Genomic DNA, 21,100 nt, shown 5'->3' on the forward strand with positions numbered 1-21,100 from the left:
AAACGGCGAAACAGCCGGCGACACCGACGGGCATCAGGCGACTGAAACCGGCAATAGCAATCCCGTCAACCGCCACACCAAAGAGGAGGATCGGAAATACTGGCCGGTCCGCGGATTGAAGGAACTCCATGACCTCGGCTTCACCACCGTCGCCATGGCATTGACCGATGATTCCATCAGCCTTGACGAGCTGACCAGGCGCCTTGACAATGATTCTCAGGAACCCGACCATATCGACAAACTCGCCCTCGTTTTCGGCACGGAAGGCGACGGGCTTTCGCATCGCACCATCGCCAACACCGATCTCACCGTCAAAATCCCGATGAGCAACGGCGTCGACAGCCTCAACGTGGCCGCTTCCAGCGCCGTCGCCTTCTATGCGACCCGTGCCAAGAAAAATTAGACGTTTGCAGACCTCCTAGGCGTTTCGCGTCGGCTCAATCCGATACAGTGATTGGTAGAAGCGTCGTGTGCAAAGATGGACCTCTTGCGACACGGCCGGTGGCGTGAGTTCGATTCGCATTGCGTCAGCGCCGGGTCAGCGATTGGCAATAACCGGCGGATAGCGATAATCAGGAGGCAAGGAATGGCGAAAAATCCTAAAATACTGGCTATCGTATTGGCGGGTGGCGAAGGAACTCGCCTCATGCCGTTGACACGCGATCGCGCCAAACCCGCCGTGCCGTTCGGCGGAGTCTACCGTCTCATCGATTTCCCGTTAAGCAATCTGGTCAATTCAGGTTATTCGCAAATCGTCGTCTTAACGCAATACAAATCCCATTCCCTGGATCGTCACATCTCCAAGGTCTGGCGTTTTTCTCCCCTGCTAGACGCGTACGTCTCTCCTGTCCCGGCGCAACAGAGGCTCGGCAAACATTGGTATCTGGGGTCTGCAGACGCGGTCTATCAGACCATCAACATCATCGAGGACGAGCAGCCCGATTATGTGGTCATCGTCGGTGCAGACCACGTCTATCGTATGGACTTCGGCCAGATGCTGAAACAGCATATCGAATCCGGTGCGGCGTTCACCGTTGCCGGCATCCGCCAGCCCATCGAGGCTTCCAACCAGTTCGGTGTCATCGACGTCGATCCGGACCATCCTCACATGATCCGCGGATTCAAGGAAAAGCCCGAAACCACTGAAGGTATGCCTGGGCACCCTGACCAGATTCTTGCCTCAATGGGCAATTACATCGCCAATACCGACGCACTGTTCGATGCCCTGGCACGCGACGAAAAAGCCGAGAACACGAAACACGACATGGGCGGTGACATCGCGCCTTACTTCGCCGAGCGAGGCGAGGCGGGGGTCTACGATTTCAGCGAAAACGAGATTCCCGGAGCCACCGATTACGACCGCGCCTATTGGCGCGACGTGGGCACCATCAAGCAGTTCTACGACGCCCACATGGATCTGATCGAGTACAATCCCCCGTTCAACCTCTACAACCAGGATTGGCCGATCTACACGCTTTCCGGCAATCTGCCACCTGCCAAGTTCGTCCGTTCGGAAACCAACCGAATCGGCAGGGCCACCGAGTCCATCATCTCCCCCAGCGTCATCGTTTCGGGCGGCGACGTACAGCATTCGGTGCTTTCACCTAACGTCCGCGTCAATTCCTGGTCGCAGGTCGTCGATTCCATTCTCTTCGACGGAGTCATCGTCGGCCGCCGTGCGCGCGTTTGCAAGGCCATCTTGGACAAGAGCGTTATTTTGGAAGAGAACGCGACCGTGGGCATCGACCATGAGCATGACCTCGCCCGTGGGTTCACAGTCAAGGACGGCATCACCATCGTGCCGAAACGCACGATTATCAAGGACTGATATAGATTACAATCCTTGAAATAAATGCAGGAGGGCCGGACCTACGTCGAATAGGTCCGGCCCTCGTATGTCGAAATGTCGAATCAGTACTTCGGCATGTTGTCGAAGTTGAAGCCGATGGCCTCCAGCTGTTCGCGGCCTTCGGGGCGAATCATGTCGAGCGTCCAGCGCGGCTGCCACGTCCAGTCGATGCGGAACTCCTCCACCAGGCCGGCCAACGTCGAGGCGCATTCGTCCTCGAGCAAGTCGGTCAACGGACAGGCGGGAGTCGTGAGGGTCATCGTGATGATGGCGCGCCCTTTTTCGTCGATCTCGATGCCATAGACCAAACCCAAATCGATGACGTCGATGCCGAGCTCGGGGTCGATGACCTGATGCAGGGCTTCACGCACGTCGGCGGCCGTGGCCTTGCCGATGTCGTTGAAGGAAGTCAGCGGGATACCGGTTTCGGTGTCCTTGACAGTGTTGCCGACCGATTCATCCTTGGTTTCAGCCTTAGCGGAATCCGTTTCGTTCTGTTTGTCGAACTTGTCGAGCGAACCCACCGCCTGCGGATTGGCGACGGCCGCCACACCCTTCTCCTCGCTGCCAAGCGTTTTGACCGCCGAGTCGAGAATCGAGGATTGCGGTGTCGGAACGAGGTTGTCGTTACTGGCCATGTTGTCTCCTACTGTAATGAATCACCAATCATTATGTCATCTATTCCATGCGTCGGCGCAAGCGCATAGCATAATCGTATTATTCCCGGATTGCGAACCGTGAATACACGTCTGTGGCCCACGTTTTGTCGCCGAACGCTTGGTGGCTTAGCGTGCCTGACGATTTTATTTATCCGCCGCCAGCGCCTTGGCGAGTGAATCCTTGAGGCCGGCCCAGCCCAGCAGCGCACATTTGATACGCATCGGGTATTTCGAAACGCCCTGGAACACCACGGCATCACCCAATGCCTCTTCGTCGGCATCGTTGTCAAGCCCGGCGCCGCGTGATTTCATGAGCTTCTGGAACACGCCCTCAAGCTGCATGGCTTCCTCGACGCTTTTGCCGTCCACCAGATCGACCATCATCGACAGGCTGGCGGTGGAGATGGAGCAGCCGCTGCCGTCCCAGACAAGGCGCTCGATCTTGTGCGGCTCGTCCTGAGAGACCTCGACGTGGACGGTCACCTGGTCACCGCAGGTCGGGTTGAACTGATGGGATTCCCCCGGCGTGCAGTACTCGTGGCTGGCTCGCACCGTCGTTTCGCCGGTATCGTTGCCTCTACTCGGCTCCTTCGTGACGTCCTCGGCAAAATGCTCTTTGCCGTGCGGATGCTTCGAGGCGTCAAGAATGACCTCCTGATACATCTGCTCGAGATCGTCACCGCTCATACCAAAATCACTCATTGCTCACACCTCAAAGAACGCACGGACCTTGCCGGCCGTTTCCACTACCTGCTTGGCTTCCTCGACGGTATTGTACACGGCGGTCGAGGCGCGCGACGAGGCGAACAGGCCGAAATGACGGTGGACGGGCTGAGCGCAGTGGTGGCCCACGCGCACGGCGATGCCCTGCGCGTCGAAGAACTGGCCGACGTCATGCGGATGCACGCCTTCGACATCGAAGGAGATCGTGCCGATGCGGTCCTTGGTCTCCACCGGACCGAGCACGCGGAAACCGGGGACATCGTTCAACTTCAAGAGTTCTGCGGTGATGGCCTTTTCATGGGCTTCGACGTTTTCCATGCCGATCTGGCGCATCCAGTCGGCAGCGACTCCTGCAGCCACGACCTGCGCGACCGGCTGGGTGCCGGCCTCGAAACGTTCAGGAGGCGCCATATACTGCGCCGGCTTGTCCAGCCACGCCAGTTCGACCATCGACCCGCCGAAGCTGGCCGGCGGCAGGGCTTCCAGCAGTTCGCGCTTGCCATATAGGAATCCGGCACCGGTGGGGCCGTACATCTTGTGGGCGCTCCACGCCGCGAAATCGACGTCCATCTTATGGAAGTCAATCTTGAGATGGGGCACGGACTGGCAGGCGTCGAGGATGACGATGGCACCGACCTCATGCGCGCGCTTGACAATAGGCGCGATATCAGTGATGGCTCCGGTGACGTTACTGATATGGGTGATCGCCACGATCTTGGTGCGCTCGGTAATCACTTCGTCGGCAGTATCCGAACGAATCCGCCCGTCATCGGTCAAATCGAACCACTTGAGCGTGGCACCCGTACGCAAAGCCAGCTCCTGGAACGGCAGCAGCACAGAATGATGTTCGGCTTTGGAGACGACGATCTCGTCGCCGGGACCAACGGCAAACCGCTTGGCGGCCGCTCCCCCACGTCCAAGCGAGGCGTTGCCGATGGCGGTGGCCAGCAGGTTGAGCCCCGCGGTGGCCCCAGCAGTGACGACGACCTCTTCCTCGCCCTCCTCATAGTTGGCGCCGACCAACTTGGCCACTTTGGCGCGGGCCTCTTCAAAGGCGACGGTGCTGCGCGAGGCCAGTTCATGGGCCCCACGGTGCACCCCAGCGTTGATGGTCCTATAGAACTCCGACTCCGCATCAATCACGCACTGCGGCTTCTGCGCGGTCGCCGCCGAATCAAAGTACACAAGCCGATGCCCATGCACCTCCTGATCCAAAATAGGAAACTGTTCCCTAATCTTCAAAAAGTCGACCATACTGCCTTCTAACTGTATAAACATTCGACTCCCGCGGGCGGGCCAGGATATACAATGTTCGACACGCTCCGGGCCGCTCAGGCCGAGTCTTTACGGTCGAACATCGCATATCCCGCCCCGCCGCTCTTAACGTATCCAACTCCACGATACTCAAAAAGAGAGAACTCTTAAAGAGCGTTTCGCGTCGATTAAAACAACTGAACCAAAATGAAACCGCTCAAGCGCAGCTTGCAGATTTCGATACTCGATGTATCGAAATCTTCCAAAGCCCTTCAAAAATCAACCTGATGAACTAATGCTACATAAGCGGATTGGGGAAAATATGCGATGCTGAGGAGTAAAGCTTGGCCTACCGGCCTGGAGGGTTCCGAAGCATTGTATATTTTCCCCAATCCGCGACCAACCGCTAAAAGCAAGCTAAACAAAATCTCAGCAACAACCTAAAGCGATCAATCGGAAAGAATCACGCCATAGCCGATTCGCTAGCCCCTTCAGGCAGATACTGATCATACCCAGTCTCTTCCAGTTCATCCGCCAGTTCGGGTCCCCCAGTCTTGACAAAGCGTCCGCCCGCAAACACATGCACGATATCCGGCTTGATATACTTCAAAATCCGGGTGTAATGCGTGATGAGCATGATGCCCAGCCCAGTGTTCTCCTTGGCGCGGTTGACGCCTTCGGAGACGATGCGCAGCGCGTCGACGTCGAGGCCGGAATCGGTCTCGTCCATGATGGCGAACTTCGGCTTCAGCAGCTCCAGCTGCAGCACCTCGGCTCGCTTCTTTTCACCGCCGGAGAAGCCTTCATTGACGGAGCGGGAAGCGAACTTCTTGTCCATACGAAGGTTCTTCATCGCGGCCTGCAGTTCCTTGGTCCAGGTGCGGATGGCCGGGGCCTTGCCGTCGACCTCGGTCTTGGCGGTGCGCAGGAAGTTGGTCATGGAGACGCCGGGCACTTCGACCGGGTACTGCATGGCGAGGAACAGACCGGCCTTGGCACGTTCGTCGGCGGTCATCTTGAGGATGTCCTGGCCGTCGAGCAGGGCCTCGCCAGAATCGACGAAGTACTTGGGGTGGCCGGCCAGCGTGTAGGCCAGCGTCGACTTGCCAGAGCCGTTGGGGCCCATGATGGCGTGCGTCTCGCCGGAGTTGACGGTCAGGGTCGCGCCTTTGAGAATCTGCTTGCGGCCTTCTTTGGTCTCCACCGATGCGTAGAGATCCTTGATTTCCAATGTAGACATTTACTTATCCTCCAATACCGCTTGCATGTCGGCGCTTTCACCGCGCGCGAGCCTGCGGTCTATGACATTCATAAGGTGTTCGGCGATGCTGGGCACGCCGATTTGTTCGATCAGGTCGGCGAAGAAGCCGCGGACCACGAGCTTGCGGGCCTCGGATTCCGTGATGCCTCGCGACTGCAGGTAGAAGAGCTCCTCGTCGTCGAAATGGCCGACGGAGCTGGCGTGGCCGGCACCGATGATGTTGCCGTTCTCAATCTCGAGGTTCGGCTCGGAATCGGCTATCGGCCCAGGGGTCAGCACGAGGTTACGGTTGAGCTCGTAGGAGTCGGTGTTCGGCGCCTGCGGCTGGATGAGCGCGTTGCCCACCCATGTCGAATGCGCGTCCTTGCCGTCCAGCGCTCCCTTGTAGACCACACGGGACTTGCACTCCGGGTAATTGTGCACCACCATCGTGCGATGCTCGAGATGTTGGCCGGCTTCTGCGAAGTAGATGCCGAGCATGTTGAGGTCACCTTGCGGCCCGCCGAACTCCTGATCCATGCGCAGACGCACAATGTCGCCACCAAGGGTGACCACGGCGTGACGCAGCGAGGCGTTGTCGCCGACGTGGATGCGCTGGTTGCCCACGTGCTTGGAGCCCTTGTCCCATTCCTGCACGAAGGTCGTGGAGACGTGGGAGTCACGCCCGGTGATGATTTCGACACCTTCGGCCAGACGGGCCTTACCCTGGTGCCGCACAACGATGTCGCCGTGCGTACGGTCGGCTACCTGAAGTACGAGATGGAGCGCATCGAGATCGGTTCCGTGTCCTTCGACGTCGACCAGCACCGGCTGGTCCAGCTCGCCGGAGACGGAGACGACGACGGTCTTGCTGCCGCTGTTCCATTCGACGGCCGAAACGCGGTCGTTCGGCTTCATGACAGTGCCGGAAGGCGCCTGCTTGCGCTCGACAACCGACGTGGTCACCTTGCTGCCGTCGATCGGGCTACCGTCGATATTGCTGACGGCGACCTTGGTTTCGCCACTGGGCGTGAAGACATCGAAGAACTCGTTGATGCGATCGAGCGGCGTATAGCGCCAGTCCTCCTGCTTGCGTGTCGGCATCTTGAAGTCGTCCACCTCAAACGAGCGGGGCTCGTTGTCGGCGCTGGACGGCATCGCAGCCGGTACCGCATACGGATCATTGGGATCCGCTACTGGGATATTCACTTCTTGTTCGGCCATCGATCAGCCCACCGATCCTTCCATTTGCAACTCGACAAGCCTGTTGAGCTCCAACGCGTATTCCATAGGCAGCTCACGGCTGATCGGCTCGACGAAACCGCGCACGATCATGCCCATGGCTTCCTTCTCTTCAAGCCCTCGGCTCATCAGGTAGAAGAGCTGATCCTCGGAGACCTTGGAGACGGTCGCTTCGTGCGCCATCGTCACGTCGTCCTCGCGGATGTCGACGTGCGGATAGGTGTCGGAACGCGAATAGTCGTCGACCAACAGCGTGTCGCAGACCACCGAAGAGCTCGAGCCCTTGGCCCCGTCGATCACCTTGACCAAGCCGCGGTAGGCGCAGCGTCCGCCACCGCGCGAGATGGACTTGGCGACGATGGTGGAGCTGGTGTGCGGTGCCAGATGGATCATCTTGGCGCCCGTGTCCTGATACTGGCCCTTACCGGCAAAGCTCAGCGACATGGTGGAGGCCTTGGCGTAGGGCTCGGCCAAGATGCAGGACGGGTATTTCATGCTCGCCTTGGAGCCGATGTTGCCGTCGACCCATTCCATGGTGCCGCCCTCTTTGACGTAGGCGCGCTGGGTGACGAGGTTGTAGACGTTGTTCGACCAGTTCTGCACCGTGGTATAGCGCACGCGAGCGTTCTTGCCGACGATGATCTCGACGTTGGCCGCGTGCAGGGAGTCCGTCGCGTAGATCGGGGCCGTGCAGCCCTCGACGTAGTGAACGTAGGAGCCTTCCTCGGCGATGATCAGCGTGCGCTCAAACTGCCCCATGTTCGGGGTGTTGATGCGGAAGTAGGCCTGCAGCGGGATGTCGACGTGAACGCCCTTGGGGACGTAGACGAACGAGCCGCCCGACCATGCCGCCGTGTTGAGCGCCGCGAACTTGTTGTCGTCATAGGGAATGACGGTGGCGAAGTATTTACGAACCAGATCCGGGTACTCGCGCAACGCGGTGTCCGTATCGGTGAAGATCACGCCTTCCTTCTTCAGGTCGTCCTGGATGGAGTTGTAGATGACCTCGGACTCGTACTGCGCTGCCACGCCGGAGACCAGACGCTTCTTTTCCGCGTCCGGAATACCCAGCTTGTCGTAGGTGGTGCGAATATCCGTGGGCAGGTCGTCCCAGCTCTTGGCGGGCTTGTCGATCGGCTTGACGTAATACTTGAAATCCTCGGCATGGAATTCGGAAAGGTCCACGCCCCACTTGGGCATCGGCTTTTCGATGAAGGAACGATAGCCCTTGAGCCTCATGTCGAGCATCCACTGCGGTTCGCCCTTGTCGGCGGAAATCGCGCGGACGACATTTTCGTCGATGCCCTTCTTCGCGGCTTCACCGGCCGCATCGGAATCGTGCCAGCCGTAGTTGTACTCGCCGAATTCCTGGATGATCTGGTCATCCTGTTTGATCTTATCCTCGTTGACACGTTCGCGATCAGCCACATACTGGCTCATCTCCGTATCAGACGCGGCGTTTGGTGTTGGTTTTTCTGCCACCGTACGCTGCCTCCCATCATTGACTACACTCACCTACCAACGTAACAGAATCGTGGCCGGATTACTAGAGTCCAGCTGAAATCACCGACGTTAGCGAAAGTGATTTACTTCACAATTTATAAAAAGTGCCGTAGATAACACGCATACAAACAAAGGACCCTGAGCAAACAGGATCCTTTGCATATCAGCGCAATACGCCACCATCACCGGCGGCGATCACCGCAGCTCAGTCTTTGGAGATCTCGCCGTTCTTCCGCGCTTCCTGATGCTGGAGAGCGGCGCCGACCAGACCCTTGAACAGCGGGTGCGGCTTGGTCGGGCGGGACTTGAACTCGGGGTGCGCCTGCGTACCGACGTAGAAGGGATGCACGTCCTGGGGCAGCTCGACGAACTCGGTGAGCTCGCCGTCCGGGCTCTGGCCCGAGATCTCGAGGCCGGCCTCCTGCAACGCCTTCTTGTAGGCCACGTTGACCTCGTAACGATGGCGATGGCGCTCGGTGACGTTCTTCGTGCCATAGAGCTTCTCGACCAGCGAGCCATCCTTCAGGACAGCGGGATAGGAGCCGAGACGCATGGTGTGGCCCATGTCGGAGTTGGCCAGAATGTCCTTCTGCTCCTCCATCGTGGCGATCACCGGGTTCTTGCAGCCGGGCTCGAACTCGGAGGAGTCCGCGTCCTCGAGCTCGAGGACGTCGCGGGCGTACTCGATGACCATGCACTGCAGGCCGAGGCACAGGCCCAGTGCGGGCAGCTTGTGCTCGCGGGCGTAGCGCAGTGCGCCGATCTTGCCCTCGATGCCGCGGATGCCGAAGCCACCGGGGATGATGATGCCGTCCATGTCGCGCAGCTCGGCGTCGGCTCCGGCCTCGCTTTCGCACAGGTCCGCGGCGACGAGCTTGACGTTCGCCTTCGCGTAGTTGCCGAAACCGCCGGCCTTGACGGCCTCGATGACGGAGAGGTAGGCGTCGGGCAGGTCGATGTACTTGCCGACGATGGCGATGTTGACTTCCTGCTTGGGATGATGCACGCGCTCCAAGAGGTCGTCCCACTCGGCCCAGTCGACGTCGTGGACCTGGACCTCGAGGGTCTTGCAGACGTAGGCGTCGAGGCCCTCGTTGTGCAGGATCTTCGGCACGTCGTAGATGCTCGGGGCATCCACGCAGTTGACCACGCCGTTCTCGTCGACGTCGCACATCAGGGAGATCTTGTCCTTGATGGACTGGTTCAAGGGGCGGTCGCTGCGCAGCACGAGCGCGTCCGGGGTGATGCCGAGCTGGCGCAGGGTCATCACGGAGTGCTGGGTCGGCTTGGTCTTCAGCTCGTGGGCCGCCGGCAGGTACGGGACCAGGGAGACGTGCACGAACATGCAGTTGTGGGGTCCGAGCTCGCGCTTGACTTCGCGTGCGGCCTCGAGGAAGGGCTGCGACTCGATGTCGCCGACGGTGCCGCCGATTTCGGTGATGATCACGTCGACGTCGTCCGCGGCCTGGGCGCGCATGCGGCTCTTGATCTCGTTGGTGATGTGCGGGATGACCTGGACGCACTGGCCGAGGTACTTGCCGGCGCGCTCCTTCTCGAGTACGGACTGGTAGATCTGGCCGGTGGTGACGTTGGCCTTCTGGGAGAGGAAGACGTCGAGGAAGCGCTCGTAGTGACCGATGTCCAGATCGGTTTCGGCGCCGTCTTCGGTGACGTAGACCTCACCGTGCTGGAACGGGTTCATCGTGCCCGGGTCCACGTTGATGTAGGGATCGAGTTTCTGCTGCAGAACGCGCAGACCGCGGCTGCGCAGAAGACGACCGAGAGAGGATGCTGTCAGACCCTTACCGAGGGATGAAACGACGCCACCGGTGACGAAAATATGCTTGGTGACATGCCCATGGGAACTATCATTTGTATCTTTGACCATGGAACTTCAGTCTATCAGCGCCTATTGACCCGGCGTGTTCGTAAGGCTCGGCCCTCATCAACCGATAAAACAACCGAAATTCGCCATTACAGCGACTTGGGTGACGACGTTTGCCGAGCCCGGCAGCAATCTGTGAGCAAGGCTACTTATTCAGCCTTGTCGGCCAGCAGATGGGAGATGGCGTCGAGGGCGAGCTTGTAGCCGTAGAAGCCCATGCCGGTGATGGTGCCGGTGGCGACCGGGCTGATGACGCTGTACTTGCGGAACGTGTCGCGCGCCGAGGGGTTGGAGATGTGCACTTCCATCAACGGCAGGCCGGCGTCGGTGACCATCTTGGCCGCATCAGAAAGCCCGTAGCTGTAATGGGTGAATGCCGCCGGGTTCATCACCACCGGGGTCTGCTCGTCGACGGCGCGGTGCATCCAGCCGATGACCTCGGCCTCGTCGTCGGACTGGCGGACTTCGACCTCGAGGCCGAGCGCATGCCCCCATTCGGTGCAGTCCTTGCGCAGGGTCTGAAGGTCCTGACGTCCGTAGATATCCGGTTCGCGCACACCCAGACGTCCGAGATTCGGTCCGTTGACAACGATTACCTTGGTCATGATGATTGTCCTTTTGTATGGTTGAAATATTAAAACGCAGGTCGGCACATGCGTTTTCGGCAATGGCGAATAGCGGTATTCCTCAGCACCTATTCCGCGACCCGCGCATGGCTTAGTTGCGGATACGGTGGAACGCCTCGACGAGCGCATCCATGGGCGGGTCCTCGAGATGCATCGGATGGCCGACGCCATCGAGGATGACGAAACGCAAGGTGTTGCCGCGCGCCTTCTTGTCCTTGTGCATCAGCGCCAGCACATCGTCCCAATTGCCGCCGTCCCACGAAATCGGCAGACCGAGCGAGGAGAAGATCGAACGGTGCAGATCGACGGTCTCGTGGTCGATATGGCCGAGGATGCAGGAAAGTTCCGCCGCGTAGACGCAGCCGACGGCGACGGCGTTGCCGTGACGCCAACGGAAATGCTCGAGTTTCTCGATGGCATGGGCCAGCGTGTGCCCATAATTGAGGAATTCACGCAGCCCTGCTTCCTTCAAGTCGTTGGAGACGTGATAGGCCTTGACGCGCACCGTGCGTTCGATGAGCTCGGCGACCACATCCTCAAGCGGCGTTCCCAGAAAATCGTCGCCATCGAAGTGTTTCAGCTCGTCGGCATGCTCTTGCAAGATGTCAAGAATCTTGGCGTCACAAATGAATCCGGACTTGGTGACCTCTCCGAGCCCTTCGGTGAAGATGTCGCGCGGCAGGGTCTTCAACGTGCGCAGGTCGGCGAGCACAGCGGCAGGCGTGTAGAACGAGCCGACCAGGTTCTTGCCTTCGTCGGTGTTGATGCCGGTCTTGCCACCGGTCGAGGCGTCGACCATTGCAAGCAGCGAGGTCGGGCAGTTGACGTAGCGAATGCCACGCATCCAGGTAGCGGCGATGAAACCGGCCAAGTCAGTGGCCGCTCCCCCGCCAAGGCCGACGATGGCATCGGAACGGGTGAAACCTATCTCCCCGAGACGTTTCCAGATGGTTTTGGCCACGTCGATGGTCTTGCCTTTTTCCGCGTCGGGAATGACCATGTCGTAGACTTCGTAGCCGGCCTGACGCAACAGGGCACGCGCCTGGTCGGAATGACGCTGCACGGGCTGTGTGTGAATAAGCGCGACGCGCAGCACCTCGGTGCCGAGCACATCCGACAAACGGTTCAACGTGCCTTCGCCGATACAGACGTCGTAAGGTTCGATGCCCGAACCGGTGACATGGATGATGCGTTCCTGAATCATATTGCTCAGCTTCCTTGCCGCCACGCGCGGCGTCGAACCATGGGTGTGCACATGCAGATTGGCGATCTCGCGGAACACGGGATCGCGCTCGTCGAAGAGCTTCAGCCAACGCTTGTTCGCGTCGCCGTTGAGCATCGGTCGGTTGCCGCCGCGCGAGGCGCGTTCCATGGCCTCGTGCTTGTCGGCCTCAAGATAGACCAGTTTGCCGCCATCGGCGATGTAGTCGGCCAAGGCCTTCTGCGTAGACGGTGTCATCGGAGCGCCGCCGCCCAAAGCCAATAGGCCGTCAAACGACTCGAGCAGATCCGCAATGACTTCGGCCTCAAGCTTACGAAACGCAGGTTCTCCATATTTTTCGAAATATCGGGGAATCTTCATGCCGGTTTCATGTTCGATCTCGATATCCGCGTCGGCGAAATCGACACCGAGCATCTGCGCCGCCTCGCGCCCCACGCGCGTCTTGCCGGCACCGGGCATGCCGATGACCACGGCAAGCGGACGATGACCACTCATAGCGAGCTTCCCCTCTGCATTCGCATTCTTCCTTCTCTCATTTTTGAACCGGTTCACTGCCGTATCATCGTGCCGGCCTTGCATATAGTCGCGCACAGCCGGCACTTTGGTCGTGTTATTGCTAGATATCGTCATAGATGCGTCTCAGCGTCTCAGCGCATATGCTCCGGCCACGAATCGAGGTAATTCCGTGCGTTACGACGCGTCTCCTCGACGCTGTCGCCACCGAACTTTTCAATGACGAACCCGGCCAGCGTCAAGCGCACCATGGCTTCGGCGACCACGGCCGCGGCAGGAACCGCAGTGGTGTCGGAACGCTGGTTGATGGCCTTGGCCTCCTCGCCGTTGGCGACATCGACGGTACGCAACGCTCGTGGAATGGAAGGAATCGGCTTCATCGCGGCCCGCACACGAATCGGCTGACCGTCGGACATGCCTCCTTCAGTGCCGCCGGAACGGTTGGAATACCGACGGATATGGCCTTTGTCGTCCACGAACATCTCGTCGTGGGCCTCGGAACCGAATCTGTCGGCCTCGAGGAACCCGTCGCCGACCTCGACGCCTTTGATCGCCTGGATGCCCATCAATGCGCCAGCCAGAGCGCCGTCAAGACGACGGTCGCTTTCGACATACGTGCCCAACCCGGCGGGAACACCGTAGGCGATGACCTCCACCACGCCGCCAAGCGTATCCGCCCGGGCCTTGGCCTCATCGATCTTCGCCATCATCCGCTTTTCGGCATCCTTGTCGAGCGTGCGCACCGGAGAGGCGTCGAGCGCTTCCACATCGGAAGGTGTCGGCATAGGAGCGTCGGCCCCGATTTTCTCGCCGCCGAGCGCGACGACATGGGCCACCGTGCGAATGCCGACGGACTGTTCCAGGAATTTCGCGGCCACTTCTCCCAACGCCACGCGTGAAGCCGTTTCGCGGGCGCTGGAACGCTCGAGCGCGTTGCGGGCGTCATCGAAACCGTATTTGCGCATGCCGGTCAAATCGGCATGTCCCGGACGAGGACGGGTCAACGGCTCGTTGCGTCCGGTCGGCGGCAGCTCGTGGTCAAGCGGGTCGGCGCTCATCACTTCGGTCCACTTCGGCCATTCGGTGTTGGCGATCTCGATGGATACCGGCGAACCCAGCGTCTTTCCGTGGCGTACCCCGGTCAACATACGCACCTTGTCCTGTTCGAACTTCATGCGCGCCCCGCGGCCGTAGCCAAGACGCCGCCGCGCCAGTGCATCCACAACATCCTGCGAGCGCACCTGGACCCCTGCCGGAAGCCCTTCGATCATCGCGACCAGCGCTTCGCCGTGCGACTCCCCTGCCGTCTGCCAACGCAACATGCTTCACTCCTTGTCGAACCTTGACGAGCCGAAACTCAAGAAACCTTGATTTTTTCGCTTTTTCGCGCTTTCCATTCGTCAAATAACGGGTTTATGCACTATCTTACCGATATGGCCTACATTGCTGCACTGCCGAGTCTGCTCTGCGGACTGGCTCTGGTTGTCGAAGACATCCGTCGTTTTCGCGTGCCCAGAACATGGGTGCTATTGGGAGTATTGAGCCAATTCGCGGTCTTCCTCGTCCTCGCCATCGTCGAACGCAATCCCGCCAAAGTTCTGATGCCGCTCGGATATGCGCTATTGTCGGCTGCTATCCAGTTCCTACTCTCACGGCTAAAGCCCGGAGCCCTCGGATTCGGAGACGTCACCGCCTCGTTTCTGGTCGGCCTTGCCGTCGGCTCGTTCGGACTGATGCTCTACCTCTATTGGTGGCTCACGATGGGCGCCCTAGGATTGCTCTGGCTCCTCCTCTGGCCCAGAATCGTCAAGCCCTCATTCCCCACCAACTCACCAAAAGCCCCCTTCGTCCCCGTCATCGTATTCGCAGGAATTCTTGCAGCGCTTTTAGCTGCTATATAGTTTGCACACTAAGTCAAGTTTCGTGGTTGGTCGTGGATTGGCGGGATATACAATGTTCGGGACGCTTCTGGCTGAGCCGTTAAGAGCAAAGCCCTGTGGGCTTTGATTAGGCGAAGTGAGCATGCTACTCATGCGAAGACAAAATCTTTGATTTTGTTCGGCCGTGTCTTACGCCCGAACATCGCATATCCCGGCAAACCCACTTATGTTGGTATAAAAAACTAAGACTTCGTTTTTTAAACTTCGTAAGATTGTCAACTTACATGAGTGGATTGGCGGGATATGTGATGCTGAGGAGTAAAGCTTGGCCTACCGGCCTTGAGGGTTCCGAAGCATTACATATCCCGCCAATCCACGACCAACCAGTAAACGCAATGTAATCAGAAACCGCACCAAGAAATAACTAAAATAAAAAATCAGTTGGCGTCTTGGTTTTGGGTTTTGTATTCTTCGCGGATCTGGTTGAATTCGTCTTGGGTGGCGACGAACTTGGTCTCGCCGGTCTGCAGATTCGTGGTGACGAAATAGAGCCAATCACCCGGCGTCGGGTTCATGGCGGCCTGGATGGCTTCGTCTCCCGGCGAGCTGATCGGGGTGGGCGGCAATCCTTTGTTGATGCGGGTGTTGTAGGGGTCCGAGGCATCGCCCAGCATAGCGTCGGTCAAATCGCTCGGTTTGACGTTGGCTCCATAGGCGACCGTCGAATCCATGCCCAGCGGCATATCGCCGTCGATCCGGTTGATGATCACGCGCACGACCTTACCGTAGTATTCCGTACGGTTCACTTCGGATTCGGCGATGGAAGCCATGTTCAAGATGGTTTCGCGCTGCGCTCCCGAAGGCACGTTCAGTTTGTTGAGTTTGGCCACACGCTTGTTGACGATCGATTTCAGGATCGAAGAAGCAGTGCTGCCTTTTTTCTTCACATCATAGACGCCGGGTTCAAGCCAGCCTTCGAATTTGCCGCCGGCCTCCGCGGGAAGGATCCCTTGTCCGCCGCCGTTGATCACCGCGTCGAACTGCGACCGGTCGATGCCGGAAAGCTGTGCAGCTTGCGATATGACGTCTGCGCTGCGCTCCCCGGCCTTTACTTCCAAGAACCCTGTAGCCTTGGTCCTGTCAGAGAGAATTTTCACCGCGTCCATAGACGACATATGTTTTTTGAGCTGGTACGTGCCCGGGTACAGCGTGCTGTTGTTGGCCGCAACCGTGCTCACGAACGTATCCGCATTCTTGACCACGTGGGCTTTGACCAGATGAGCTGCAATGGAGGCGACGCCCTCACCGGTCTCAACGGAGAACCAGATCTCACCGGTTCCAGGCCCCTGATAATCGACGGAAACCTCCTGCTTTTTATCGGCACCGAGATGGTGGGACACCGCTCGTATACCGAAGAAGCCGCCACAACCCACGACAATCAGGGCCACGACGATGATTGCCGCGATGCTCATCCGCCGACGACGCCGCCGCATCCTGCGCTGACGCATTTCGTGTCGCGACTGAGCAGGGGGCCTTGGCGGCTGGGCAGGCGAAGAGGAACCGGTGGAATCGACCCACTCGGCGTTCGTGTCGAAAAGCTCGTTGAAGTCTTCTGGCATGAATTCCCTCTCTGCTTGCGCATCGTCAGTTACGCGTGTCCAAAGCCGACTGGAGGATAACAACCGCCGACTGCTGGTCGACCACCGGCCTATGCTTTCTGCTTTGAACGCTAGCTTGGCTCAACTGGTGGTGTGCACTCACCGTGGTGAGACGCTCGTCCTGAAGTACTATTTCAGGAACCTTGTCTATTTTATATTCCTCGCTGTGGACGGCGGTGTCCAACCTTTTGGTCAGATTCGCAGCCCATCGTCTGGCTTTTTTGGCGCTTTTCCCCACTTCCCCGCTCAGCAGGAGCGGCAAACCTACGACGACCTTATCGACATCGGCATGCTCGTCGATGAAGTCCACGACCGCATCCAAAGCACGGAAGGAATCGCCGTAGGCTTGGATATTGCCTTCCGGGTGCGCCAACGTGAGCTCAGGGTCGCTCAAAGCCAAACCGACCCTGGCATCTCCCAAATCGACACCCAACCAAGTCAACTGCGTCAGTCCTTGTGCACTGCCTGACGCAGGGCCTTCAACGCCTCGTCGATCTTGGAGGCATCGGCTCCGCCGCCCTGGGCGAAGTCCGGCTTGCCGCCGCCACCGCCGCCGAGCACCTTGGAGGCCACACGCACAAGGTCTCCGGCCTTGAAACCGGCTTTGCGCGCGTCGTCGTTGGTGGCCACGGCGACCATCGGCTTGCCCTGCTCGTTGACGCCGGAAAGCGCGATGACCGCGGCCTTCGCCTCGCCGATCTTGGCGCGGATGTCCATCACGGTCTTGCGCAGTGCGTCGAACGAACCGAAGTGGCCGACGTTCGAGACCACCAGCTCAACCGGAGCGTCAGCATCGGCTTGTGCTTGCGCGATCAACGCCGGCACCGCAGCCTCAAGCTGGGATTCGTAAAGCGAGTTGAGACGCTGATCGGCCTCCTTGACTTTGGCTTCAAGGGAAAGCACACGGTCGCGTAGTTCTTCTGGACGTACCTTGAGTTCGTCGGCCAAGCCGGAGACGGTCTTGTGCTGCGCATCGTTGAATTCGTAGGCTTTCTTGCCCATGAACGCTTCGATACGACGGACACCGGAGCCGACGGAGGACTCAGAAGTGATGACGAACTCGCCGATTTTACCGGTGGCATCGAGGTGGGTGCCACCGCAGAGCTCACGGCTCCACGCGTCCTCGCCGATGGTCACCACGCGCACGCGGTCGCCGTACTTCTCGCCGAAGAGATGCATGGAACCAAGCTTGATGGCTTCCTTGTAGTCCATTTCCACCATGGTGACCGGCAGATCGTCGCAGGCGCGCTCAACGACGCGGGCCTCGACCTTGTCGATCTCCTCGCGTGTCATGGCGGTGGGCCATTGGAAATCAAAATGCAGATAATCGGGAGCCACCAGCGAACCGCGCTGGGTCGCCTGCTCGCCGAGCACCTCGCGCAACGCCTTGTGCAGCATGTGGGTGGCCGTATGGGAACGGGCCAGACCACGGCGACGCTCCTCGTCTATGGTGGCGTTGACTTTCTCGCCGACGCTGAGCTTGCCTTCGGTAAGCCTGCAGCTGTGCACGATCAGGTCCTTGATCGGCTTCTGCACGTCATCGATCTCGAGCACGGCACCGTCGTCGGAGATCATCTCGCCCTCGTCGGCCAGCTGGCCGCCCTGCTCCGCATAGAACGGGGTGCGGTCGAGTACGATCTCGACGTTGGCCGGGCCTTGGACGCTTTCCACGCTGCCCTTGCCCTCCTCGAAGATGCCGAGGATGGTCGAACGGCTGGAGTGGTCCTTGTAGCCCAGGAATTCAATCGGCTTGTCAAGGGTCTTCTTGAAGTCGTCGTAGACGCTGACGTCCACGTTGTGGCGCTTCTTCAGCGCGTCGGCGCGGGCACGAGCCTTCTGCTCGTCCATCAGCTCGCGGAAGCCCTTCTCGTCGACCTTCACGCCTTGTTCCTCGGCCATCTCGCGGGTCAGCTCGATGGGGAAACCGTAAGTGTCGTGCAGGGTGAACGCGTCACGCCCCGAAATCTCGGCATCCTCGGACTTCTTGGCCTTCTTGACGGCCGTGTCGAGGATGGTGGTGCCGTTCTCGAGGGTGCGGCGGAAGGCGTCCTCCTCGCCGTACGCGGCTTCGGAAACGTCGTGGAATGTGTCGTTCAATTCCGGATAACTGGGCACCATCGCGTCCTTGGAAACCGGCAAGAGGGTCGGCAATACGGGTTCGTTGACGCCGAGCATCTTCATGGAACGTACGGTGCGGCGCAGCAGACGGCGCAGCACATAGCCACGGCCGACATTGCTGGGGCGCACGCCATCGCTCATGATCATCAACGCGCTGCGCACGTGGTCGGCCACGACACGGAAGCGCACATCGGATTCCTGATCGGTGCCGTATTTGTGGCCGGAGATCTTCTCGGCGGCCTCGATGACTGGATAGATCTCGTCGGTCTCGTAGATGTTCTCCTTGCCCTGCAACAGGTAGGCCATGCGCTCGAGGCCGGCGCCGGTATCGATGTTCTTGTGCTCGAGCTCGCCGACGATGTGCAGGTCGGTCTTGGACTTGACGTTGTCGACGGCGTAGTTCTCGAAAACGAGATCCCAGATCTCGATGTAACGGTTGTCGTCGGCCGACGGGCCGCCTTCCTTGCCGTACTTCGGCCCACGATCGACGTAGATCTCGGAGCAGGGGCCGCCAGGGCCGGGGCCGCCGGTGGTCCAGAAGTTGTCTTCCATGCCGAGGATCTCCATGTGCTCGGGGTCCATGCCCTCGTTGGCCCAGAGGCTGCGCGCCTCGTCGTCGTCGGTGTAGGTGGTGACCCACAGCGTTTCGGGGTCGAAGCCGAGGCCGCCCTTATCCTGCGGAGTGGTCAGCAGCTCCCACGCATAGTGGATCGCCTCGGCCTTGAAGTAGTCGCCAAAGGAGAAGTTGCCGACCATCTGGAAGAAGGTGCCATGGCGGGTGGTCTTGCCGACCTCGTCGATATCAAGCGTGCGCACGCACTTCTGGTTGCTGGTCACGCGCCTCGACGGCGGTGTCTGTTCACCCAGCAGATAGGGAATGAACGGTACCATGCCGGCGATGGTGAACAACGTCGTCGGGTTCGGCGAAATCAATGACGCCGAAGGAAGGACCAGATGGCCTTGCTCTTCAAAATAGTGTTGGAACCGACTGGCGATTTCAGAGGTGCGCATACTTGCTGCTGCTCCTTGCTTCATTCGCAACGAAACTGTTGCGATTCTAATAATCACATGGAAATTGAAACTTCATTACCGGAACCGATCATTCGGTTCTGTTATCCCAAAGTTCTTTTCTCACAATATTATTTATATTTATTATTTATTGCACTGTATCTGCCGCGGCCTTGATTCGCCCCGTTATTGACAAACCCCGAACGACGCCAAGCAGAAGGAATCAGCCGAGCTTGTCGGCGTATTGCGAATTCAATTCCTGCTCACGGGCAATTCGCGTGGCGTTGAATTCATCGAACAAACCACGCAAGGAGCGTTGCATCACGTGGTCCTGATCGGGACCAAGCACGAATTGACGCGCCTTATCAGGCGTATTGGCACGCACATAAGCCTCCGCCTTGGATACGGCCACCACACCGATGAGAACGCCAAGCGACACCCAGAATATTCGTTTGACCATCGTTACTCCTTGCCGGCTTTTGCCTTGGCCGTCGGAACCTTCGCTTTGGCAGCGGCACCGCCGGCAGCGGCCGCGCCGCGCTGATGCATGAAGCTTTGTGCGGTGGATTTCAAGGCATAGAAGGACGAAGCCAGTTTGATGACCGGCTTGCCCAGGAACGAACCATAAAGATCGGTCAATGCTCCGATGTTGCCAGCAGTCGTGGAAGCAGCCGAGGAAATCTTGTTGACATCCTCAAGCGACTTGTTGACCTGACGTACCGTGGTCACGCCTTCGTCAAGCGCCGGGATGGCATGATCGCCGGAATCCTTGACGGTCTGCGCGAGCTGGTCGAACAGCTTGCCCAGCCTGATGAGCGGATAGATCAGGAACCCTGCCAACACAGCGAATGCTATGGCGGCGATAAGCCCTGCGATATCTCCAATACTCATGTAAGCCTCTTTCCGATACGGTTCCTCGACATTTGCGCCATAATAGAACACCAGACTACCCAACGCCAACGACGCTGAAAAAAACAGAAATCATTGATTATAGGAGACGATCGTCACCGCTGACTCGATCGGCTTGTCGGTGTCGAAATCGAGCGAGGTGACACTGCCGTTCGCAGGCCGCTCGGAAAGATCGTAACCCGGGCCGGCAAAACGGTGCATCAGGCTTAAGAGCGTGTTGCCGTGCGAAATCTGCAACACATCATCGCCGTCCTTGAGATCGGGGTTGGCCGCGATCAGCGCGAACCCGCCTTCGATGCGTTTCCAGTATTCCTCGTCGCTTTCGGCGTCGTGGAACGGGTCGGCTTCCTTCAGGAAATCCCTGGTTCCTTTAAGCCCGTATTGCTCCACGATCTGGTTATAGGTCTTGGCACCGTGCGGCGCGCCGGCGGCCCACCACGCCATATTCATGTCCTGACCTTCGAAATACCCATAGAACTGTTCACGGAAATGCATGTCGGCGACGAGCTCAGGGCGTTTGTGGCCGTTTTGCTCGTTAATATCGAGAATACGAGCGGCGGTCTGCTCCGCTCTGGTCGTGTCGGAGCAATAGGCGGCGGCGAAATCAATGCCTTTGAGTTTCTCCCCCGCCTTGTCGGCGCCGGCGATGCCTGAATCGGTAAGCGGGGAATTTGACCAGCCCTGCAGGCGGTTATAGCGATTGAAATAGGTCTGCCCATGGCGGACCAGATGAAGATGCAACAACATGGCTCCATTATCTCACAGCGCCGTATCTCATTATGCGAATCCGTTTTTGTCGTTTTCCGCCCGT

The 21,100-nt window shown here is 59.0% G+C and carries 18 protein-coding genes and 1 pseudogene; 3 read left to right on the plus strand and 16 right to left on the minus strand.

The window, feature by feature from the left end:
* Positions 1 to 97 precede the first annotated feature (97 nt).
* A pseudogene (locus OZX71_RS08705) lies at positions 98 to 403 on the plus strand (TrmH family RNA methyltransferase); the annotation flags it as partial.
* 183 nt (positions 404 to 586) lie between these two features.
* Positions 587 to 1,828, plus strand: a complete 1,242-nt coding sequence (gene glgC, locus OZX71_RS04940; protein WP_277146641.1) for a glucose-1-phosphate adenylyltransferase — start codon at positions 587 to 589, stop codon at positions 1,826 to 1,828.
* 83 nt (positions 1,829 to 1,911) lie between these two features.
* On the opposite strand, the gene OZX71_RS04945 is transcribed toward glgC, so the two are convergent.
* The 10 genes from OZX71_RS04945 to aroC form a co-directional block, all read right to left on the minus strand.
* Positions 1,912 to 2,487, minus strand: coding sequence for a metal-sulfur cluster assembly factor (locus OZX71_RS04945; RefSeq protein ID WP_277146640.1), 576 nt, complete (start codon positions 2,485 to 2,487; stop codon positions 1,912 to 1,914).
* A 165-nt stretch (positions 2,488 to 2,652) separates the two neighbouring features.
* Entirely contained in the window at positions 2,653 to 3,210 is a 558-nt protein-coding gene (sufU, locus tag OZX71_RS04950; RefSeq protein ID WP_277146639.1) for a Fe-S cluster assembly sulfur transfer protein SufU, read from the minus strand.
* Positions 3,211 to 3,213: 3 nt separating this feature from the next.
* On the minus strand, positions 3,214 to 4,485 hold the full coding sequence (locus OZX71_RS04955) for a SufS family cysteine desulfurase (RefSeq protein WP_277159550.1): 1,272 nt from the start codon (positions 4,483 to 4,485) through the stop codon (positions 3,214 to 3,216).
* 463 nt (positions 4,486 to 4,948) lie between these two features.
* A complete protein-coding gene (gene sufC, locus OZX71_RS04960) occupies positions 4,949 to 5,725 on the minus strand; it encodes a Fe-S cluster assembly ATPase SufC (RefSeq protein ID WP_277159551.1) in 777 nt (258 codons plus the stop codon).
* Positions 5,726 to 6,949, minus strand: coding sequence for a Fe-S cluster assembly protein SufD (sufD, locus tag OZX71_RS04965; protein WP_277159552.1), 1,224 nt, complete (start codon positions 6,947 to 6,949; stop codon positions 5,726 to 5,728).
* A gap of 3 nt (positions 6,950 to 6,952) precedes the next feature.
* A complete protein-coding gene (sufB, locus tag OZX71_RS04970; RefSeq protein WP_277147350.1) occupies positions 6,953 to 8,407 on the minus strand; it encodes a Fe-S cluster assembly protein SufB in 1,455 nt (484 codons plus the stop codon).
* Between the two features lie 268 nt (positions 8,408 to 8,675).
* Entirely contained in the window at positions 8,676 to 10,358 is a 1,683-nt protein-coding gene (locus tag OZX71_RS04975; protein WP_277146635.1) for a CTP synthase, read from the minus strand.
* A gap of 146 nt (positions 10,359 to 10,504) precedes the next feature.
* Positions 10,505 to 10,960, minus strand: a complete 456-nt coding sequence (locus tag OZX71_RS04980; RefSeq protein ID WP_277159553.1) for a type II 3-dehydroquinate dehydratase — start codon at positions 10,958 to 10,960, stop codon at positions 10,505 to 10,507.
* Between the two features lie 112 nt (positions 10,961 to 11,072).
* Positions 11,073 to 12,698 carry a bifunctional shikimate kinase/3-dehydroquinate synthase gene (locus OZX71_RS04985; protein WP_277159554.1) on the minus strand — a complete coding sequence of 542 codons (1,626 nt, stop codon included), beginning with the start codon at positions 12,696 to 12,698 and terminating at the stop codon, positions 11,073 to 11,075.
* Between the two features lie 152 nt (positions 12,699 to 12,850).
* On the minus strand, positions 12,851 to 14,038 hold the full coding sequence (gene aroC, locus OZX71_RS04990; RefSeq protein ID WP_277146632.1) for a chorismate synthase: 1,188 nt from the start codon (positions 14,036 to 14,038) through the stop codon (positions 12,851 to 12,853).
* A gap of 93 nt (positions 14,039 to 14,131) precedes the next feature.
* Between aroC and OZX71_RS04995 the strand changes: the two genes are divergently transcribed.
* Positions 14,132 to 14,617, plus strand: a complete 486-nt coding sequence (locus OZX71_RS04995) for a peptidase A24 (protein WP_277159555.1) — start codon at positions 14,132 to 14,134, stop codon at positions 14,615 to 14,617.
* Between the two features lie 416 nt (positions 14,618 to 15,033).
* On the opposite strand, the gene mltG is transcribed toward OZX71_RS04995, so the two are convergent.
* The 6 genes from mltG to OZX71_RS05025 form a co-directional block, all read right to left on the minus strand.
* Entirely contained in the window at positions 15,034 to 16,215 is a 1,182-nt protein-coding gene (mltG, locus tag OZX71_RS05000; RefSeq protein WP_277159556.1) for an endolytic transglycosylase MltG, read from the minus strand.
* Positions 16,216 to 16,240: 25 nt separating this feature from the next.
* Complete coding sequence (ruvX, locus tag OZX71_RS05005; protein WP_277146629.1) at positions 16,241 to 16,696, minus strand: Holliday junction resolvase RuvX; 456 nt, start codon at positions 16,694 to 16,696, stop codon at positions 16,241 to 16,243.
* A 5-nt stretch (positions 16,697 to 16,701) separates the two neighbouring features.
* Positions 16,702 to 19,383, minus strand: a complete 2,682-nt coding sequence (gene alaS, locus OZX71_RS05010; protein WP_277159557.1) for an alanine--tRNA ligase — start codon at positions 19,381 to 19,383, stop codon at positions 16,702 to 16,704.
* Positions 19,384 to 19,603: 220 nt separating this feature from the next.
* The gene (locus OZX71_RS05015; RefSeq protein WP_277146627.1) at positions 19,604 to 19,840 is read right to left on the minus strand and encodes a hypothetical protein; all 237 of its coding nucleotides are present in this window, start codon (positions 19,838 to 19,840) and stop codon (positions 19,604 to 19,606) included.
* 2 nt (positions 19,841 to 19,842) lie between these two features.
* On the minus strand, positions 19,843 to 20,271 hold the full coding sequence (locus tag OZX71_RS05020) for a DUF948 domain-containing protein (protein ID WP_277159558.1): 429 nt from the start codon (positions 20,269 to 20,271) through the stop codon (positions 19,843 to 19,845).
* A 90-nt stretch (positions 20,272 to 20,361) separates the two neighbouring features.
* Positions 20,362 to 21,036, minus strand: coding sequence for a histidine phosphatase family protein (locus OZX71_RS05025; RefSeq protein WP_277159559.1), 675 nt, complete (start codon positions 21,034 to 21,036; stop codon positions 20,362 to 20,364).
* Between the last annotated feature and the right edge of the window lie 64 nt (positions 21,037 to 21,100).

Source organism: Bifidobacterium sp. ESL0764 (assembly GCF_029395515.1).
Taxonomy (GTDB): domain Bacteria; phylum Actinomycetota; class Actinomycetes; order Actinomycetales; family Bifidobacteriaceae; genus Bifidobacterium.

Coding starts and splice junctions, on each gene's coding strand:
- glgC (WP_277146641.1), top strand. CDS start 587: ATGGCGAAAAATCCTAAAATACTGGCTATCGTATTGGCGGGTGGCGAA.
- OZX71_RS04945 (WP_277146640.1), bottom strand. CDS start 2,487: ATGGCCAGTAACGACAACCTCGTTCCGACACCGCAATCCTCGATTCTC.
- sufU (WP_277146639.1), bottom strand. CDS start 3,210: ATGAGTGATTTTGGTATGAGCGGTGACGATCTCGAGCAGATGTATCAG.
- OZX71_RS04955 (WP_277159550.1), bottom strand. CDS start 4,485: ATGGTCGACTTTTTGAAGATTAGGGAACAGTTTCCTATTTTGGATCAG.
- sufC (WP_277159551.1), bottom strand. CDS start 5,725: ATGTCTACATTGGAAATCAAGGATCTCTACGCATCGGTGGAGACCAAA.
- sufD (WP_277159552.1), bottom strand. CDS start 6,949: ATGGCCGAACAAGAAGTGAATATCCCAGTAGCGGATCCCAATGATCCG.
- sufB (WP_277147350.1), bottom strand. CDS start 8,407: ATGAGCCAGTATGTGGCTGATCGCGAACGTGTCAACGAGGATAAGATC.
- OZX71_RS04975 (WP_277146635.1), bottom strand. CDS start 10,358: ATGGTCAAAGATACAAATGATAGTTCCCATGGGCATGTCACCAAGCAT.
- OZX71_RS04980 (WP_277159553.1), bottom strand. CDS start 10,960: ATGACCAAGGTAATCGTTGTCAACGGACCGAATCTCGGACGTCTGGGT.
- OZX71_RS04985 (WP_277159554.1), bottom strand. CDS start 12,698: ATGAGTGGTCATCGTCCGCTTGCCGTGGTCATCGGCATGCCCGGTGCC.
- aroC (WP_277146632.1), bottom strand. CDS start 14,038: ATGTTGCGTTGGCAGACGGCAGGGGAGTCGCACGGCGAAGCGCTGGTC.
- OZX71_RS04995 (WP_277159555.1), top strand. CDS start 14,132: ATGCACTATCTTACCGATATGGCCTACATTGCTGCACTGCCGAGTCTG.
- mltG (WP_277159556.1), bottom strand. CDS start 16,215: ATGCCAGAAGACTTCAACGAGCTTTTCGACACGAACGCCGAGTGGGTC.
- alaS (WP_277159557.1), bottom strand. CDS start 19,383: ATGCGCACCTCTGAAATCGCCAGTCGGTTCCAACACTATTTTGAAGAG.
- OZX71_RS05015 (WP_277146627.1), bottom strand. CDS start 19,840: ATGGTCAAACGAATATTCTGGGTGTCGCTTGGCGTTCTCATCGGTGTG.
- OZX71_RS05020 (WP_277159558.1), bottom strand. CDS start 20,271: ATGAGTATTGGAGATATCGCAGGGCTTATCGCCGCCATAGCATTCGCT.
- OZX71_RS05025 (WP_277159559.1), bottom strand. CDS start 21,036: ATGTTGTTGCATCTTCATCTGGTCCGCCATGGGCAGACCTATTTCAAT.